Origin of the sequence: Pedobacter gandavensis, from assembly GCF_014172405.1 — a bacterium.
Classification (GTDB): Bacteria; Bacteroidota; Bacteroidia; order Sphingobacteriales; family Sphingobacteriaceae; genus Pedobacter; species Pedobacter gandavensis.
On sequence record NZ_WNXC01000007.1, the window covers coordinates 178,611 to 195,079 of the forward strand.

13 protein-coding genes are annotated in these 16,469 nt (G+C 40.3%); 4 read left to right on the top strand and 9 right to left on the bottom strand.

From position 1 onward, the window contains the following. Positions 1 to 22: 22 nt before the first annotated feature. From GM920_RS18025 to GM920_RS18065, 9 genes are all read right to left on the bottom strand, one after another. Complete coding sequence (locus GM920_RS18025) at positions 23 to 1,462, bottom strand: alpha-L-fucosidase (protein WP_182960049.1); 1,440 nt, start codon at positions 1,460 to 1,462, stop codon at positions 23 to 25. A 57-nt stretch (positions 1,463 to 1,519) separates the two neighbouring features. Then, the gene (gene nudK / locus GM920_RS18030) at positions 1,520 to 2,098 is read right to left on the bottom strand and encodes a GDP-mannose pyrophosphatase NudK (protein WP_182960051.1); all 579 of its coding nucleotides are present in this window, start codon (positions 2,096 to 2,098) and stop codon (positions 1,520 to 1,522) included. Positions 2,099 to 2,136: 38 nt separating this feature from the next. After that, complete coding sequence (gene dnaE / locus GM920_RS18035; RefSeq protein ID WP_182960053.1) at positions 2,137 to 5,079, bottom strand: DNA polymerase III subunit alpha; 2,943 nt, start codon at positions 5,077 to 5,079, stop codon at positions 2,137 to 2,139. A 3-nt stretch (positions 5,080 to 5,082) separates the two neighbouring features. Next, a complete protein-coding gene (gene dinB, locus GM920_RS18040) occupies positions 5,083 to 6,240 on the bottom strand; it encodes a DNA polymerase IV (RefSeq protein ID WP_182960055.1) in 1,158 nt (385 codons plus the stop codon). Positions 6,241 to 6,552: 312 nt separating this feature from the next. Next, a complete protein-coding gene (locus GM920_RS18045) occupies positions 6,553 to 8,358 on the bottom strand; it encodes an alpha-L-fucosidase (protein ID WP_182960057.1) in 1,806 nt (601 codons plus the stop codon). A 57-nt stretch (positions 8,359 to 8,415) separates the two neighbouring features. Beyond that, the gene (locus GM920_RS18050) at positions 8,416 to 8,883 is read right to left on the bottom strand and encodes a VOC family protein (protein ID WP_182960059.1); all 468 of its coding nucleotides are present in this window, start codon (positions 8,881 to 8,883) and stop codon (positions 8,416 to 8,418) included. A gap of 6 nt (positions 8,884 to 8,889) precedes the next feature. Further along, positions 8,890 to 9,366: a GNAT family N-acetyltransferase gene (locus tag GM920_RS18055; protein WP_182960061.1), complete on the bottom strand. Its 477-nt coding sequence runs from the start codon at positions 9,364 to 9,366 to the stop codon at positions 8,890 to 8,892. A 673-nt stretch (positions 9,367 to 10,039) separates the two neighbouring features. Next, complete coding sequence (locus tag GM920_RS18060) at positions 10,040 to 10,996, bottom strand: SphA family protein (RefSeq protein WP_182960063.1); 957 nt, start codon at positions 10,994 to 10,996, stop codon at positions 10,040 to 10,042. 251 nt (positions 10,997 to 11,247) lie between these two features. Then, entirely contained in the window at positions 11,248 to 11,694 is a 447-nt protein-coding gene (locus tag GM920_RS18065; RefSeq protein ID WP_182960065.1) for a KTSC domain-containing protein, read from the bottom strand. A gap of 221 nt (positions 11,695 to 11,915) precedes the next feature. Here GM920_RS18065 and GM920_RS18070 point away from each other — a divergent pair, with 221 nt between their 5' ends. The 4 genes from GM920_RS18070 (at position 11,916) to GM920_RS18085 (ending at position 16,460) form a co-directional block, all read left to right on the top strand. Continuing rightward, positions 11,916 to 12,599 (top strand): response regulator transcription factor, encoded by a 684-nt coding sequence (locus GM920_RS18070; RefSeq protein WP_182960067.1) that lies wholly within the window; start codon positions 11,916 to 11,918, stop codon positions 12,597 to 12,599. Positions 12,600 to 12,609: 10 nt separating this feature from the next. After that, a complete protein-coding gene (locus GM920_RS18075) occupies positions 12,610 to 13,968 on the top strand; it encodes a HAMP domain-containing sensor histidine kinase (protein WP_182960068.1) in 1,359 nt (452 codons plus the stop codon). A 99-nt stretch (positions 13,969 to 14,067) separates the two neighbouring features. Beyond that, complete coding sequence (locus GM920_RS18080) at positions 14,068 to 15,336, top strand: TolC family protein (protein WP_182960070.1); 1,269 nt, start codon at positions 14,068 to 14,070, stop codon at positions 15,334 to 15,336. A gap of 29 nt (positions 15,337 to 15,365) precedes the next feature. Continuing rightward, positions 15,366 to 16,460 (top strand): efflux RND transporter periplasmic adaptor subunit, encoded by a 1,095-nt coding sequence (locus GM920_RS18085; protein ID WP_182960072.1) that lies wholly within the window; start codon positions 15,366 to 15,368, stop codon positions 16,458 to 16,460. The last annotated feature ends 9 nt before the right edge of the window (positions 16,461 to 16,469 follow it).

Below are 16,469 nucleotides of genomic sequence, written 5' to 3' on the forward strand. Positions count from 1 at the left end.
GTCAAAGCTTTTCTCCTGACTTTTAAGTTTTAGCTTTCTCATAAATACTCTCCTTATTTTCTGCGTTCTTACCAGTTTCCAATACGATGACAAATGGTTCCTGATGGTCTTTCTTTTTCAACTTTAAGAAATATTCATTGCTATTGATCTCCTCTGGAAGGATTTTCTCTTCCCGATCTGCCAACATATAAGCCTTGCTGATCTTCGTTTTTGCGGGCATTTTCAGCCTTAAAGCACCGGAAACAGGTACATTAAAAACCACCATATACACCTGATCTGAACCTGTTTTTTTTGTAAAATAGCCCCAATCTTGCTTTTCATAACCCGCATAACCGCAGTTATAAATCGCTTCCTGGTTTAGTTTCATCCAGTCACCGATTTTTGTAGCCAGGTTTAATTCTTCCTGACGAATAGCACCATCCCCTTGCGGACCAAAATTGAGCACAAAGTTCCCACCTAAAGAAACACATTTGGCGGTCATCTCTAAAAGTTCATTCGCTGATTTGATATGGCCATTCCAGGCTTTATTATAACCCCATTGGTTTTCAGGAACGGTCATCACACAATCCCAGTCATTTCCGTGTACCTCTTCAATTTTATTGGGGATTTTGCGTTCCCATCCTTGTTCATAATCTCCCATTAACACGCCATTGGAATCAAAATGACGTTTTCCATTTTCATCTGCTCTGAAACGGCTGCCTATAATCAATCCCGGACGAAGTTTACGCATTTCTGTTTCCAGGTCATCTGCAAAAGCAGCTTGTTTAACCCAGGATTTATCCCAGGTACCATCAAACCACAATCCTTTTGCTTTTGGATAATTGGTCAGCAACTCGATCAATTGATTTCTGGTAAACTTTTTAAAACGTTCAAAAGCGACACTGTCTTCCTTTGTTTTGATCTCATATCGCCAATCCGGATGACTCCAATCCATAACTGAAAAGTACAAAATCACATCTATTCCTTCTTTATCATAGGCATCTACCACAGCCTTAACGATGTCCTTTTTATAGGGAGAGGCTGCTACTGTATATTTACTATACTTGCTTGGCCACATACAAAAACCATCATGATGTTTGGTGGTAAAGGTGACATATCGCGCGCCCATTTGTTTCGCTGATTTCGCCCATGCTGTGGCATCAAATGCGGTCGGATTAAATTTATAAATCAGGGAATCATAGGTAGCATTTGGAATCCCATTCCAGGAACGAATCCATTCCGCAGCACCATTGTACTGTTTTCCATTCCATTCTCCCCCTGGGATGGCATAAAGCCCCCAGTGAATAAACTGTCCCAAGCCATAACCACGCCATTTCTCCATGACTGCATCGGTACGTTTTCCTTCCCTATGCGCACCATGTGCCAGCAAAATTTTCTCTTTTGGCATTGATTGCTGTGCCCTGACTGGCTCTAAACTCAGCATGCTTGCAAGGGCTAATCCTGCAATAATTAGTTTCTTCATTCTTCCAGTTCTGTGTGTGGGCTAAAATTTAAAAACCTCAATTCAATTCTAACGTGCTTACAGCAATTGATGTAACCTCACATATTGCAATAGCATAATGGTTTTCGCGTCTTTAATCTCTCCACTTTCCATCATTTGCATGGCTTCTTCTATATCCAATTCCAACACTTCAATATTTTCCTCTTCATGCTCCAGTCCGCCGCCTTCATTTACTTTCATCGACTGATTATATTCTGCCACGAAAAAGTATAGAATTTCTGTCACAGAGCCTGGCGACATATACGCTTCAAAAACCTTTTTTACTTCCGTAATCTGGTAACCGGTTTCTTCTTCTGTTTCTCTTTTGATACAATCTTCTGGATTATCGGTATCCAGCAATCCTGCACAGGCTTCGATTAACAATCCCGATGCATTGCCATTTAAAAAAGTAGGCAGGCGAAATTGTCTGGTGAGGATCACCTTGCGGAGCTCGGTATTGTAAAGCAAGATCACGGCACCATTTCCCCTATCATAGGCTTCTCTGCTTTGCACCTGCTTGCTACCATCTTTTTTCAGGTATTCATAAGTTATTTTTCGCAGGGTGTACCAGTTATCGGAAAGCACTTCTGTTTCCAGGATCTTCACATCATTAATCATAGGTAGTTTTAATTAGGGTAAGCCCAAATCTACATTTTTTAGGTCATTACGGGATTCCCAACAATAGGTAATTTTGCAAATCTGATCACTTCCACACTTGGAAAACCAAAATCTGAAACCACCTTTCCAAGAATCAGATAACAACCTGTCCCTCTGAAAGGATAAACAGGAGTTGTTGTTGGAAAATGCGTCGTATCAAAGAAATTTCCTGCGGAATCCAGAAAAGTCCCGAACCACATCTTCTTATTATTTTTCATGTGTACTGTTTTCTCACAGACATATTGCCCCAGCATTTTCACTGTTTTCCCGAGCTGACGATTCAGGTCTGCGGCACAAAGATCCCCACGATAACTGGTCTGCAATAAATCAAACATAGACAGGCTCAGCGGAAAGCCCAACAATTCCAGTTCATGATAAGCATCTTCCAATTGTGTATTGAGCAATTCGGGAAGCTCATAATGTTTCGCCTGGACCTCAAATAATTCTGCGCCCTGAACCGGTCTGGTCTTTGCGCCCAGCAAAGAATGCACCTCCCAAAGCAATACTTTCTTACTCTTATGGGTAAAGCGCAAGGCCCCCACCCGAATCAGAATAATGACCTGTTCCAATCCTATCCCTGTACGTTTCACAAAATCCTCCAATCCGAGGTAATCCCCATTCCGTTTTCTTTCTTCAGGAATCAGGGCGATGAATTTCGTTTCCAGGCCTTGAATACCAATAAAGCCAAGGTAGCTTTCCATCCCTTTAATAGAAACCACTTCCAGACTATGATTCACACAGGGCAAATGAATTTCTGCACCAGCTTTCTTCAGTTCATGCACATACAGCCACCTGGAATAAAATCCACCATAATTGTTGAGCACACCAACCATAAACTCTCTGGGGAAATATGTTTTCAGGAATAGACTCTGGTAACTTTCTACGGCAAAGCTTGCAGAATGCGCTTTAGAAAAACTATAGCCGGCAAAAGACGATACTTGTCGCCAGACCTCTTTTGTGACCTCTTCTGGTCTTCCCAAAGCCTTTGAACCTTCAAAAAACTTCTCAATCAACTTATCAAATTCCGTTCTGGATCGATACTTCCCACTCATTCCTCTTCTCAGAATATCGGCATCAGTACCATCCATTCCGGCATAATGAATACAGATCTTAATCACATCTTCCTGATATACCATTACACCGAAAGTATCACCAAGGGTCTTCTCCATAACCGGATGCAGGTATTTCACATTTTTAGGATCATGATAACTTTGGATATACGTTTTCATCATTCCGGATTGTGCCACACCGGGACGGATGATTGAGCTTGCCGCCACCAGTGTCAGGTAGTTTTCACAGCGCAATTTGCTCAGCAGTTGCCGCATTGCCGGCGACTCAATATAAAAACAACCAATGGTATTGCCGGTCTGCAAACGGGCATTCAATTTTGGATCTTTCATAAAGGTCTTCACATCGTGTATATTTATTTTGTGTTGCAAATTCTCCTCCACCAAACGAACAGCTTCCTTAATGTGTCCAATTCCACGCTGACTCAGAATATCATATTTATCAAAGCCGATTTTCTCTGCTTCATACATATCCCATTGTACGGTAGGCATCCCTTTTGGCGGTAAATCCAGGGCAGTATAATAAGTAATTGCCTCCTCTGAAATCAATACCCCTCCCGCATGAATAGAACGCTGATTTGGCATATCTGCCATCATCGCATAAGCGGCCATGATCTTTTTAAAAGTTGGGTGATCCTGATTCGCGGTTAGCAGTGTGCGATCGGTAAAACTATCGATTTCCGCCTTTGGCAAGCCCATCACCTTTCCGATCTCCCTGATCACACTTCGATCTTTGAAAGTAGACATCGTACCTAGAAGTGCCGTATGTGCCTTCCCATACCGTTTAAAGATGTAATCCTGCACATCTTCCCTTTCATCCCAGGAATAATCAATATCAAAATCCGGAGGGGAAGTCCGTTGCGCATTGAGAAAGCGTTCAAAATAAAGATCCAGTTCAATGGGGTCTACATCTGTAATTTGCAGACAGTAAGCCACCGTACTATTGGCACCAGAACCGCGCCCTACATGGTAATAGCCCTTCGTCATGGAATAGCGGATGATGTCCCAGGTGATTAAAAAATAAGCGCAAAAATCCAGGTCATCAATTACTTTGAGTTCTTCTTTCACTTTATTTAGTGCTGCGCGGTTATTTTTACCATAGCGGAATACCAGTCCTTCCATGGCCAACTTATAAAGCAAGGCTTTATCGTCTTCTTTCTTTCCGGTAAAAGTTCTCCTGTTCAGGTTAACACGCCCTTTTGGGTAATCCATAACACAGGTATTCATCAGGTTCCGGGTATTATCCAGGATAAAAGCATATTTATTAAAGCGGCTTTCCAGTTCTCCCGGAGGGAGGAACATATCCGTATTTCTACATTTATCATCCGGCTCCACCATCGTCAATAATGCATTCAAGTCTATTCCGCGGAGATATTCATGTAAACGGTAGCCTAACTTATCAGCTACAAATACGGGCTGTAGGGCCAATAGTTTATCTTTTATCGCCGACAAATCTTTCTGGTACAGCAGCGAAAGTTCTTCAAAATGAATGCCCAGATATTCCCTGATTTTTAGCGGTTCGGCATAACCAAAAGGATAAATGACATAGGCATGTTCCATATCCGGAGCTGTATCCGGTAGCACTTTTTGCTCCAGGTTATGCTCCGTCAGAAAATCATTCAGCTCCTTCATCCCTTCTTTATTTTTGGCAATACCGATATAAAGCAGTTTTTTATTCCTTCGGAATTCTATTCCTCCAATGGGCTTAATGCCTTTATCATGGCAGGCACGCATGAATTCCATGATGCCGGTAGAATTATTAATGTCTGTAAGGACCAGTTGTGTGATACCCAATGACAGCGCCTCCTCTATTAATTTAGGAATAGACATCGTCCCGTAGCGCAGGCTATATTGAGAATGGACATTCAAATACATGGCCTATAAATCTATGTTCAGGGTAGAAGCCAATTTAATGGCTTTATCTCCAAATCGGTTCCGAATCTTATCTAATGCCTGATACAAGCTATATTGTTCCTGAGATTCGCTATATAAATCGATCTGTTCATGGCCAGTCACCAAATTAGAAAGCCGCACGCCTACTAAGCGAAGCAACATCCGTTTCTGATAGACCTGACGAAACAATTCCTTTGCTTTAAGGATCAGTACGCTATCCAGGGAAGTATAAGAAATGGTCGCTTGTTTGGTTACATCTTCGAAATTTGCATAGCGAATGGTGACTGTAATACAGGCGGTTAGTTTTTTCTTTTGACGCAGGTCGAAAGCCAGGTCCATCACCATGGAGGTGATCAGGTTATTGATCGTATCCACATCAATAGTATCCGCTTTAAACGTACACTGTGTGCCAATACTTTTTTGCTCCTGATAAGGGATTACCGGCGAATTATCGATTCCTTTTGCTTTTTGCAAAAGCGACAATCCATTTTTTCCTAAAATACTATTCATTTGATCCGGGTGGATCTGGGTCAGCGTATGAATCTTCTTAATCCCCATATCGCTGAGTTTCACAAAAGTTTTTTCTCCGAGTCCGGGAATCTTCCGAATAGATAAAGGGTTTAAGAAATCCTGCACTTCAAACTGTTCCACATTCAATTCTCCATTTGGCTTACACTCATTGGTGGCCATTTTAGAGACCGTTTTATTGACTGACAATCCAAAAGAAATGGGTAATCCGGTTTCTTTAATCACCGTTTGACGCAGCTCATGGGCATATTGAAGGGTTCCATGAAAGCGGTCCATTCCCGTCATGTCAATATAATGCTCATCTATACTTGCTTTTTCTATTAAAGGAACGCGACTCTTTAATATTTCCGTAATTTCAAAAGAGGCTTCAGAATAAGCATCCATATTCCCTTTCACAAATATCGCATGAGGGCAAAGCATTTTTGCCATTCTGGAACTCATCGCGGCATGTACCCCAAACTTTCTGGCTTCGTAACTACAGGACGCCACCACTCCACGATCGGAAATCCCGCCAATAATAACCGGTTTTCCAATTAAACTGGAGTCTTTTCGAACTTCCACAGACACGAAAAAGGCATCCTGATCCATGTGGATGATGTGTTTATTTGAAGTCATGAAATATTTTTTAGATAAGCACAAAGTTATGCTAAAATATTTGACAATTTCATAATTTTACTAATTATATTAGTAATTAAAAGCCAGTAAAATCCCATTCCATCCAGAAAATTCAGCTACTTAAAATGGCCATTGGTGGACAGCCAGTCGCTGCTGGTCAATTACTTTTCTATGGGTTGAACAAAGTCCCTGTCATTCCTAAAATCAATTGATTTAGGTGTTAACTTATTTTAGCAATGACAGCAAACATAAAAAGGCCGGAAATCATTAGATTTCCAGCCTTCTTCGCAATTTCTATATAAAGAAAGTAGCTTAGCCTGGGATTAGCGTAATGCTGCTAATTTCCGCCATTGATTGGCCCTTTACATTCAATAACTTTAGCTGTAACCTTAAAGATTCAGCACCTATTGCCTGTTGCGAAATATCCATTACACCGGCTTCTACCGTTTTAAAACCTGGGCTTTCTGCTGCAGGAATCACACAATTTAAGGTATTCTTTTCCAGAGAAATGCTCAATTCTCCACCAGTATTCGCATTTGCGAAATAATTGATCATCACTTTATACTTACCAGGACGTTGAACTTTCATATCCCAATAGGCGGCATCGGATTTATTGTTCCAGAAGGCGATCGTATTTGGTCTGTTCGGATCATGAGTTGATGCCCCTTTCAGTTTTATTCCAGCATTTCCAATCAGTTTTGCTTGGTTTGCCGTCAATACCATCCGACCATCGGCAAGCGAGCTCACGCGGTTATTTAATACTTTTGGCGTTCCATTGATCGCTAAAACAACCACCATTGGCTGAGGTCCGGAGAAATCAGTTGGCAATTGAACCACTTTCCCTTTGGCCGTTGTTTTTACCACTAAAGATTTCCCTTTAGCGCCCAGAACATAAGCTTTAGAAACCGCGTTAGACAATGGTACTTCCAAAGCACCGTCTTTTGGCGCATCAAATACTTCCAGATAAAGTTTTCCTGGTTTTTGTGTGGCATAGCCCCAATCTAAAGGTTGGAAGGGGCTTGCAGTAGTTCCATAAATCGCTTCATTATTGACTTTCATCCAGGTTCCGATTTGCTTTAAAATAGCTACTGCAGGCTCAGGAATCACCCCTTCTGCATCTGGACCTACATTTAGCAAGAAGTTACCGCCTTTACTCACTGTTTCGATAAACAAGCGCATCATCTTATCATAAGATTTCCAGTTTTTATCATGCGCACTGTAGCCATAACTCTCATTTGTGGTATGACTCACCTCCCAATTCATTCCTGGCAATCCTGTTGGTGGAACATATTTTTCAGGTGTTCCCATATCCCCATTCTTATTCTCCAATCCATCCCAAAAACGGTTATTCACCAGGATGCCTGGTTGCCATTTGATCAGGTCGGTCAGGATGCGTTTGGTACCCCAGGTTTCTCCCTGTCTATCTTTAGAACTATAATCTAACCACAGGATGTCCATTTTACCGTAGTTATTGGCCAGCTCTTTAATCTGTCCGTACAGGTAATCTTTATAGGCCTCATGATTGGGATTTTCCTTAGGAGGGTTGGTCGCAAACTTGTCGTATGAATCCGGGTGTTGCCAGTCTAACAAGGAATAATAAGCGCCGGTTTTTAGCCCTGCTTTTTTAAAAGCAGCCACCGTTTCACCATATAAATCTCTTCCTTTTGGGGAGATATTGGTGCCACCGGTAATGTTATTGTTTAAGGAATAAGGCTGTTTACTGTTAAAGATGCTAAAGCCTTCATGGTGTCTGGAAGTGATCACCATATACTTCATCCCAGCTTCTTTGGCCAAATTAGCCCAATCGGATGCATTAAATTTGGAGGCGGTAAACTTCGGTTTCAATTCTTCTGCATATTCCTTGCTCGGAGCCTGAGCCCAGGTTTGAATCCATTCCGCATAATGTTGAGGATACTGCTTACCCTTCCAGGAACCTCCTGCGGCGCTATATAATCCCCAGTGAATAAACATCCCGAAGCGGGCGTCATTGAACCACTTCATGCGTTGATCTTTTGTTTCTGCCCAACCTGGCACCCCTTCATAGGGTTTAGATTCTACCTGAGCAGACACCCTCCCTGCGGTTAAAAGCAGGGCGAGCATTACAGTTACTTTTTTCATTTTGTGTGTTGTGTTTGGTTGTAGGTTCCTTAGCAACCCATTATTTGCCTAAGGATTTTATTTTTGATCATCATTTACTTCCAGCCAATGCCCATCTGGGTCCTGAAAATAAATCTGTTTGATTCCATCTACCCTTAGGGTGACACTTTGAGCCATGCCTGCCCAGTTTTCATAAGCGATATTTTGTTTTTTTAGCCTTTCAATAAAGGGATCTATGGAAGCCACACTAAAACAGAGGTGTTCATTTTTATCGAAGCTCCCCTTCCCTTTTGCACCTTTGATTAAATGCAGTTGTCCGGCAGCTCCCAGACTAAACCAAGTATGTTTACCATCATGAAAAGGTTCAGGAATTTGGTTAAACCCAAATGTATTTTTATAGAAATCGGTAGACTTTTCCAGATCGGTTACGTATACAGCGATATGATTTAATAGTGCAGGAGTCATCTTTTGTGAGGTTTGGGCAATGCTATCCTGGAAAGGATGGCAAGCTAGGGTAAATACAAGTATCAGGGTGAAAAGCTTCATGGTTGGTTATTTTAAATTAAAAAAATCAATATCTCTGTCCAGTCTATATAAATCAAAGCCGATGTCCCAATAATCCTTCACTACTTCCCTGAGTTCCAGTCCAAATTTCTCATAGAATTTATAAACCAGTTGGGAAGTTCGAACGGAAATGGTTTTTACTCCGGCTATTTCTTTAATTTTCTCGATTCTAAACCTGGTTAATGCAGTGCCCAGGCCTTTCCCCTGACTATCGGGATGGAATATATCCCAGGATATTTTGCCAATTTCTCCATCTTGAGATAAATTAAAACCTCCGCAACCGAGAACCTCTCCATTTACTTCCAGCACATAATAATTGTCTGCAAAATGATCCAAATAATCGATCAGGTCTTCCTCTTCTGCCGGAGAAAAATAGGCTGGTGTATTTAATCTTAGCAAAGTGATGATGCGTTCTCTATCTGTGGCCTGATGTTCTCTAATGCTAATTTGGTTCATGTTACTCATTTATTGCGCTTGTTTTTTATTCAAAAAAATAAAAAGCGCTTTCAAAAAGGAAAACTCGTCATTTTCTGCAAAGATTCAATCCTTCCAGAAAAATAAAAATACTGGAATATTCCCATCCATCAAGCCCTTCAAAAATTATATTCTGATAATTTCTCATTGGTTTTCTCCGGTCTTTTTCAACAATGCAAAAAAATGAGCTATCGAAATTCGATTTAATAAAGATAATAATAAAACCAATAAGAAATAAATATTTCCAACGAAAATCACGTAAAAAACCTAAAAAAAATCAAGGAAGTTAGCCTGATAAAAAGAATTGGGCCCGCTCAAGCTGCTTCATCCCCCCTGATTTCGCTGCTTATTTTCCTGGTTAAAACCGCTATTTGTTTTGCTATTGTTTTGCTCTTCTTTTGCTTTTCTTTTGCTCCTGTTTTGCCTGAGCAAAAGGAAAGCAAAACAATAGCAAAAGCGTAACCGGTAAATAAACGACCCCAATATATCGCAGGCAAGAAATTAACTCCTAATTAAAACCAAGCAATAACAATCGCTTTTCCTTTTGCAGGCAAAAAAAAATGGCTTTCACATTTGATCTGGAAAGCAGGTCAAATGTGAAAGCCATTTTTTACAAAACGGTAAGTAGACACCCTGGCCTCAACCAAGGCCCGGATAAAATAGGCTAGTGATCTGTTGGAATCAGGATATTTACACCCACCTGAACCGCAGTCCCTGAGAATCTGTTTTTAGCAGCAAAGTTTTGAGTTATCCTTGCCATCACACCAATTTTTTTCGGGGTGATCCAGTAAGAGCCAAAACCTCCGATACCATAGATACGATCAGATGCAAAACCACCGTTCGTACCTTTATCGTCGCTGATCTGAGTCTGATGATTTGCAAATAATCCCACTTCATCCCCTCTATTATCTAATAAATAAGTACCACCCATATCGATGGTCAGGTGACTACCTTCTTTAAAATCAATGTCCTTTTGCCATTGGTTAATTTCAAAAGTAGTCGCTACCGTTACCCCAACTTTTTTAGTTGGCTTATACCGCACTGCACCTCTGATATTGTGTGACCAATATCCTAAACCTTGATTATCTAAACCATGTGGTTTGAATTTACCTGTAGGCGCCCAGAAACCATAATTAAAGGCATAGCTGAACTTCTCTTTTGTCCAGGAAAGCCATACCGGCTGTACATACATATCTCCAAAACCCATGGTTTTATTCTTAAAAGTATAAGATCCTGATCCGGTCTGACTTGAATAATAATCAAGGGCAATGTTTGCTGTCGGGCTATTTACCATTGGAATTGCCATAATTCCCCAGTTCGCACCTAATATTTTTCCTTTACCACCATAAATAGCCATCAGGATAAAGGAATGCGTTTTTACATTTTGTTTGATATCGAGTGTAGTTGGATTTCCGGGTGCCGGGTTGATCAGGCGATCAGATTGTTTCCCCTCAGCGTTGTAATAATTCATGTCAGCAAAACCATACCAAACGGGGATGATGAATCCGGCATGTGGTGCAAAATAATCTCCCGGGTTAAAGGAAGAGCCGTTATAATGCCCTTGAGAGAACGCGGAACAATAGCTGAACACGACTAAAATTAAAGTAAATAGTTTTTTCATAGTTGTAATTTTTGGTAAAAAATTCAGTAGAAATTCTTGCATACAACGATGATTTTATAAAAAAAAAGGTATCGATCTATATGACAACAATATTCAATAAACATAAGTTGGCTAACTTTGTTTTGCGTTTTTATAGTATTTTCAGCTGAAAAATACGGGTCGTTATTACGCATAAAAAAAGGGGTTACAAAGCACCCTGCCTGTAACCCCTTTTAAGGAAATTAAATATATAATGTCACTAAAAACTGCGCTTATGCAGTTTGAAGTTTAGCTATATTTCTGTATGGGAATGAATTGAAGATATGACGACGTGCGAATCTACCTGGAGAATCTGCATTAACCAATTTCACGTAGATAGCTTTAGGAACACCGAAGTACTCATAAGCGCTACCATCCAGGAAATGAACCGTTAATACTAAACCTGCCCAAGTATAATCAGCAATACCGCAATTTGCAGTAGTTTGCGTATATTCTTCAATAGAAAGCTCTAATGTTTCCGGAGCAATACTTACTAAGAAATGATATGCTTCAATGATTTCCTTGCTTTTAGATTCCGCTTCCACTTTAGCTTCTTCACTATCCTGGAATTTATCCGGGTGCCAATCTTTCATCAAATTCCTGTAAATGGTCTTCAATTCTTTTAATTCGGCATCCTTTTGTACACCTAATAGTTTTCTGTAGTCAACAATCTTCTTCATAAATATTTTTAATGGCAATTATTGTCTTTGAAAAGTAACCTGTTTTTTAAGGTTAACCTGCTCCGTTTAAACAATATTTTGCAAAGATATGCTTTTTTATGTTAAATAAAGAGTAAGATCACATTAACAAATCAATTGATACCCTGAGAGATAGCAAGAAATAATCAGGATGACTATTTTTAATATACATTTGTACCTTCAACAAAAACCATTTTTCAGGTATGTTTAAAATCGGATTAGCAGAAGATGACCTCAAAATAGCCGGATTGATAAAAACCGGATTAGAAGAGCAAGGATACCTGGTTACCATTGAATCTAATGGAGAACAGGCCCTTAAAACATTTAAGGATCAAGACTTTCACCTGGTAATTCTTGACATTATGATGCCTGGATTAAATGGCATTGCCGTGTGTAAAGCATTGCGGCATACCGACAAAAATCTCCCGATTCTCATGCTCACTGCTTTGGGAACAATTGACGATAAGGTGACAGGATTAAATTCAGGCGCTGATGATTATCTAGTCAAACCATTCCATTTCAAGGAGTTACTTGCTAGAATCGAGGCCTTATTGCGCAGGCAACATGGGGCATCACTCCCACATCCTGAAGAGCATCTTTTAAGTTTCGACGACATCAGTTTGAATACTTACAGCAAAGAAGTAAAAAGAGCAGGAACATTGATTGAATTGACTGCTAAAGAATATACACTGCTTGAATTGTTCTTGCGCAATCCAAATCGCCTCCTTTCCCGACAATACATTGCAGAAAATGCCTGGGACATTAGTTTTGATACCGGGACAAATGTAATTGACGTATACATCAATTTCCTCCGTAAAAAAATCGAAAAAGGTTTCGCCAGAAAGCTGATTCACACTAAAATCGGCATGGGCTACATCCTGAAATAAGCATTTGTTCATGAAACTGAAAAACCGCCTTTCTTTATATTTCACCCTGATCAGCACTTTAACCATGCTGGCGGTGTTGTGTGCGGTATATTTCACCTTCATCAAATTTTTGGAAGCGGATTTCTTTGACCGCCTGACGGATCGGACCATGGTAACCGCCAAGCTTTACCTGGAAGCCGATGAAATTTCTGCGGACTCCTTAAATACCGTTAGAAATCAGTATCTAAAGACCTTAAACGGCGAGGTGATCCGGATCTATAATGCGAAAAACAGTGCTACTTTTATTGGTGATGATCAGCAATACTGGAGTCATGAAACGATAGAGAAAGTTAGAAAAAACAAGAAAATTCAATTTATTGATGGCGACAGACAAGTTGTCGGCATTTTCTACAAAGACAATCAGGGCGATTTCGTCATCCTTGCCTCCGGAATAGACCAAAGCACACACCTTAGAATAGAGAAATTACAAAAGATCATGGTCATGATTTTTGTCTTCATCTTCATTGGGCTCCTGCTTTCGGGAAGGTGGATTGCCAAGAAAATATTAAGACCCCTGGATCGTTTTATAGAGGATGTCAAGCAAATCAAATCTAACAACCTTCATTTTAGGGTTCAGGAAGGCAATAATAAAGATGAAATCAACCTGCTTGCTCAAAATTTCAACAACCTGATGGAGCATTTGGAACAAGCTTTTGTCTTGCAAAAAACTTTTATCGCCAATGCATCTCATGAGCTGAGAACACCAATTACCAGAATGATGATTGCTGCAGAAATCACATTATCACAAGAAAGGCAAATCGAAGATTATAAAAAAGCCTTGCTATCGGTGATGGAAGATTCCGAAAAGATGGACAACATCATTACGGGCTTACTTAATCTTGCACAGGCCGATCTGGAATTTGGCGCACCAGAATTACAGGACATCAGAATTGATGAATGCTTATGGGAATTGTCTGCAGAATGGAACAACAAAGGCACAGGTAAGCTCATCGTAGACATTAAAAACATGCCAGAAGATCCTGCTAAATTGCTGGTCAAGGCAAACCCTACCCTATTGACCATTGCTTTGAGTAACATCATTGCCAACGCTTTTAAGTTCTCCGATAACCAGGATGTACATTGCTTGCTGGACATTCAAGAGCATAAAACAGTCATTTCCATTAAAGATAAAGGACCAGGAATTCCGGAAAACATCCAAGCGGAGATTTTTAAACCATTTTACAGCTTTAGTGCGGAAACCGGACATGAAGGCAATGGAATGGGTTTATATATGGCACATAAAATCATCAACCTGTTTAATGGAACATTAACCCTTAGCTCTAAAATGGGCGATGGGGCAACTTTCATCCTGCAATTTCCCAAATACTAATCTACAGCTGAAAACCAGTTTATTCTTTTCGAAATTTTTAATCTCCTTTTAATTTCTATTTAATTAGAGTTTAATTCCCTCCAGATAGCTTTGTTGGAGATGAAAAGAAAACTAATTCTAAGCAGCCTGCTCTTTCTGGCATTTAGCGCAGTAGGAATGGCTCAAGACAGCCTAAAACTTAGTCTTCGGGAAGCCGAGCAACTATTTATCAAAAACAACTATCAGTTAATTGCTCAAAATTACCAAACGGAACAAGCAAAAGCAGAAATCATTACTGCTAAACTTTTCGACAATCCAGAGCTGAGCTATGAGAATCTTTTTTACAACCATGAAACCAAAAGATTTCTGGAAACCTCTATGGCTACCGGGCAATATAGCGCACAAATCTCCCAACTGATCAAGCTGGCCGGAAAAAGAAATAAGAATATCCAAGTCGCCAATAGCGGGGTAAAAATGGCTGAATATGAATATTTCGACCTGATGCGCAGTCTTCGTTATCAACTGCGCAGCGACTTTTACAAAGCCTATTACGCGCAACAATCCGCAGCAATTTATCAGCAGCAACTGAATTCCTTAGCACAATTATTACAAGCTTCCGAGCAACAGCTGAAACTCGGGAACATTGCATTAAAAGACCTCATCAGAATTAAATCCTTGGTTTACACCCTAAAAGCGGAGCACACGAATTTGCTGAATGATATTGAAGATATGGAGACTTCCATCAAACAGATGACCAACATCAAAGCCGATGTTGCCTTACAACTTACAGTACCTGTAGCAGATGAACAGGACTATTCCTTAGAAAAACAACCTTATCTGGAACTACTGGAAAGTGCTAAAGCCAATCGTGCAGACTTACAATTGGCAAAAACAACAGTCAACTACGCAGAAAACAACCTTAAGCTACAAAAAGCCAATGCCGTTCCCGATGTAGAGCTTTCTTTAAGCTACGACCTGAAGGGTAATTATCCGGAGAAATACACCGGATTAGGGGTTAAAATTCCTTTACCACTTTTCAATAGAAATCAGGGAGAGATCAAAAAAGCAAAAATTGCGATTGAAGCCGGGAATTTGAATGTCAAACAAAAGGAGAATGCCCTGGAAAACGAAGTTTACAACAGCTATAAATCGGCTTTAAGAACAGAAAGTCTGTATCAGAGTCTGGATCATAACTTCAGTACTGATTTCACGAAGCTCATTCAGGAAGTCACTAAAAACTACCGCAGCAGGAACATCAGCCTGATCGAATTTCTCGACTTCTATGACTCCTATAAAGAAAATACACTGCACTTGAATCAGCTGAAATATGAGCGGATGAATGCCAAAGAAGAAATCAATTACGTTACCGGATCTACCATTTTCAAATAAGCTATACCCATTTTAAATTTTTACCCCTCATGCAAATCTTTATAAAAAACATCAGCAAACTCTCTTTGATTGTATTGGTTATCGCCAATCAGGGCTGTACCAGCTCCAAAGAAGCCCCGGTATCGGAGAAATTTGCGGTGACCGACTCGCTCATCAACAAGTTATTAATTGATACAGTACAACAAGCCAATAGTAAAACTGACCTGAGTTTCTCCGCAAAAATCACTGCAGATGAGGAGCGTAAAGCAGAAATCTTCCCTATGGTGAGTGGCGTAGTGCGTAGTGTCCCTGTAAGACTGGGTGATAAAGTAAGCGCTGGACAAGTATTGGCTACCATGGGCAGTTCGGAAATGGCCGGATTTGATAAAGAGGTGATCAGTGCTGCTGCAGAATTAAGGAATGCCGAAAGACAGGTAAAACAGGCAGAAGAATTATATAAAAGTGGCTTATCCTCTGCCAGAGAATTTGAAGAGGCCAAGAATGACTTCCTAATTAAACAGGCAGAAAATAAGCGTGCGGTTTCCACACTTAAATTAAATGGAGGGAATAGCAGTGGTAATTACACCATTAAATCCCCATTATCGGGATTTATCATTGAGAAAAATGTGAATGCAAATATGCAGTTACGTCCGGATAACGATAAAAACCTGTTTACAGTAGCCGATCTTTCTACGGTATGGGCGATGGTCAATATTTATGAATCGGACATCTCCAGAATCAAAGAAGGCGATGAGGTAAACCTTTCTATCCTCTCCTATCCGGAAAAAACTTTCAAAGGGAAGATTGATAAGATCTACAACATGATTGATAATGAAAGTAAAGTGATGAATGCCAGGGTGACCATTCCCAATCCAGGATATCTATTAAAACCAGGCATGATGGCTACGGTGCTGATTTCCGCGAAATCCGGAATCGATTTACCTGTTGTTAATACCAGAGGTATCATCTTCGATGAGAACAAAAATTATGCATTGGTGGTGGACCCTGGAAATAAGATCCGCATTCAGGAAATAGAAATTGGCCGTAAAACAGCAGACAAAGCCTATATCAGTAAAGGTTTGAAGGCAGGCGACCGTGTGGTAGCGTCCAAACAGGTCTTCTTATTTGAGAGCCTGAAAAACTAATCTATTCAT

Coding starts and splice junctions, on each gene's coding strand:
- GM920_RS18075 (WP_182960068.1), top strand. CDS start 12,610: ATGAAACTGAAAAACCGCCTTTCTTTATATTTCACCCTGATCAGCACT.
- dnaE (WP_182960053.1), bottom strand. CDS start 5,079: ATGTATTTGAATGTCCATTCTCAATATAGCCTGCGCTACGGGACGATG.
- nudK (WP_182960051.1), bottom strand. CDS start 2,098: ATGATTAATGATGTGAAGATCCTGGAAACAGAAGTGCTTTCCGATAAC.
- GM920_RS18060 (WP_182960063.1), bottom strand. CDS start 10,996: ATGAAAAAACTATTTACTTTAATTTTAGTCGTGTTCAGCTATTGTTCC.
- GM920_RS18050 (WP_182960059.1), bottom strand. CDS start 8,883: ATGAAGCTTTTCACCCTGATACTTGTATTTACCCTAGCTTGCCATCCT.
- dinB (WP_182960055.1), bottom strand. CDS start 6,240: ATGACTTCAAATAAACACATCATCCACATGGATCAGGATGCCTTTTTC.
- GM920_RS18070 (WP_182960067.1), top strand. CDS start 11,916: ATGTTTAAAATCGGATTAGCAGAAGATGACCTCAAAATAGCCGGATTG.
- GM920_RS18080 (WP_182960070.1), top strand. CDS start 14,068: ATGAAAAGAAAACTAATTCTAAGCAGCCTGCTCTTTCTGGCATTTAGC.
- GM920_RS18055 (WP_182960061.1), bottom strand. CDS start 9,366: ATGAGTAACATGAACCAAATTAGCATTAGAGAACATCAGGCCACAGAT.
- GM920_RS18045 (WP_182960057.1), bottom strand. CDS start 8,358: ATGAAAAAAGTAACTGTAATGCTCGCCCTGCTTTTAACCGCAGGGAGG.
- GM920_RS18085 (WP_182960072.1), top strand. CDS start 15,366: ATGCAAATCTTTATAAAAAACATCAGCAAACTCTCTTTGATTGTATTG.
- GM920_RS18025 (WP_182960049.1), bottom strand. CDS start 1,462: ATGAAGAAACTAATTATTGCAGGATTAGCCCTTGCAAGCATGCTGAGT.
- GM920_RS18065 (WP_182960065.1), bottom strand. CDS start 11,694: ATGAAGAAGATTGTTGACTACAGAAAACTATTAGGTGTACAAAAGGAT.